The organism is Streptomyces sp. NPDC056948, assembly GCF_042674225.1.
GTDB classification, from domain to species: domain Bacteria; phylum Actinomycetota; class Actinomycetes; order Streptomycetales; family Streptomycetaceae; genus Streptomyces; species Streptomyces purpurascens.
On record NZ_JBHUQX010000807.1, the window covers coordinates 1 to 1,426 of the forward strand.

At 68.3% G+C, this 1,426-nt stretch carries 2 protein-coding genes; both read right to left on the reverse strand.

What is annotated here, in order from left to right; translation table 11 throughout:
- Positions 1–90: BCCT family transporter (locus ACFTZL_RS44885; RefSeq protein ID WP_382596415.1), on the reverse strand; the 90-nt coding region annotated here is incomplete at its 3' end.
- Positions 87–1,133 (reverse strand): glutamine synthetase, encoded by a 1,047-nt coding sequence (gene glnII, locus ACFTZL_RS44890; protein ID WP_382596412.1) that lies wholly within the window; start codon positions 1,131–1,133, stop codon positions 87–89. The genes ACFTZL_RS44885 and glnII, both read right to left, overlap by 4 nt.
- Positions 1,134–1,426: the final 293 nt, after the last annotated feature.

A 1,426-nucleotide genomic window follows, 5' to 3' on the forward strand; every position in this document is an offset into this window, starting at 1 on the left:
GGAGGCGGTGGAGAAGTCCGGCTTGTCGTCGTCCTTGCCGAGCTTGATGTCACCGAAGCGGCTCAGGCCGACCCAGACGACGAAGATCACGAAGAGCGAGACCAGACCTGGCCGGCCTTCTCCAGCGCCGAGCAGCAGGTGTCGACGAGCAGACGGGTCACCACGTACGGGTCGACGTTGGCGTTCGGACGGCGGTCCTCGATGTAGCCCTTGCCGTCCTTCTCGACCTGCCACGGGATACGGACCGAGGCACCGCGGTTGGAGACGCCGTAGGAGTACTCGTTCCACGGGGCGGTCTCGTGCAGACCGGTCAGGCGGTCGTCGATGCCGGCGCCGTAGTGCTTGACGTGGTCGAGCGGCTTGGAGCCCTCGCCGAGCGACTCGGCCGCGGTGATGATCGCGTCGTAGGTCTCGCGCATCGCCTTGGTGGAGAAGTTGGTGTGCGCGCCGGCGCCGTTCCAGTCGCCCTTGACCGGCTTCGGGTCGAGGGTGGCGGAGATGTCGAAGTCCTCGGCGGTGCGGTAGAGCAGCCAGCGGGCCACCCACAGGTGGTCGGAGACCTCCAGCGGGGAGACCGGGCCGACCTGGAACTCCCACTGGCCGGGCATGACCTCGGCGTTGATGCCGGAGATGGCGAGGCCCGCCTCCAGGCAGTTGTCCAGGTGCGCCTCGACGACGTCACGGCCGAAGATCTCGTCCGAGCCGACACCGCAGTAGTAGCCGCCCTGCGGGGCCGGGAAGCCGCCCTTGGGGAAGCCGAGCGGGTAGCCGTCCTGGAAGAACGTGTACTCCTGCTCGATGCCGAAGATCGGCTCCTGGGCGGCGAACCTCTCGGCGACCTCGGCCAGCGCGGCACGGGTGTTGCTGGCGTGCGGGGTGAGGTCGATGTTCAGGACCTCGCACAGCACCAGGATGTCGTCGCCGCCGCGGATCGGGTCCGGGCAGGTGAAGACCGGCTTGAGGACGCAGTCCGAGGCGTGGCCCTCGGCCTGGTTGGTGGACGACCCGTCGAAGCCCCAGATCGGCAGTGCGTCGAGACCGGCGGGCGAGCCCGTGATGATCTTGGTCTTGGAACGCAGTTTGGCCGTCGGCTCGGTGCCGTCGATCCAGATGTACTCAGCCTTGAAGGTCACGGGCCACATCCTTCGGGGGTGTGTCTGGGCGCGTATCGCGGGTGCTGCGGCGCTGCGGCACCGGTGCGCCGCGTCAACCGTCCGGCAGCCTGTCAACAGGCGATTTCCCGGCCATTGCTCGAATGTGAACCCCGTGTTACCTGGTGTGCCTGTGCCGTACTTCACGCAGAGAGGGCGCTTTCCGCCCGGGGGAGAGGGGGTCGGTCACCGGCTTCCCTCCGTCAAGCCGGTGACCGGCGCCCTCTTGACCCGGACGTGCCGGTCCTGCTGCTCCTGGCCGGGAGCAGCAGGAC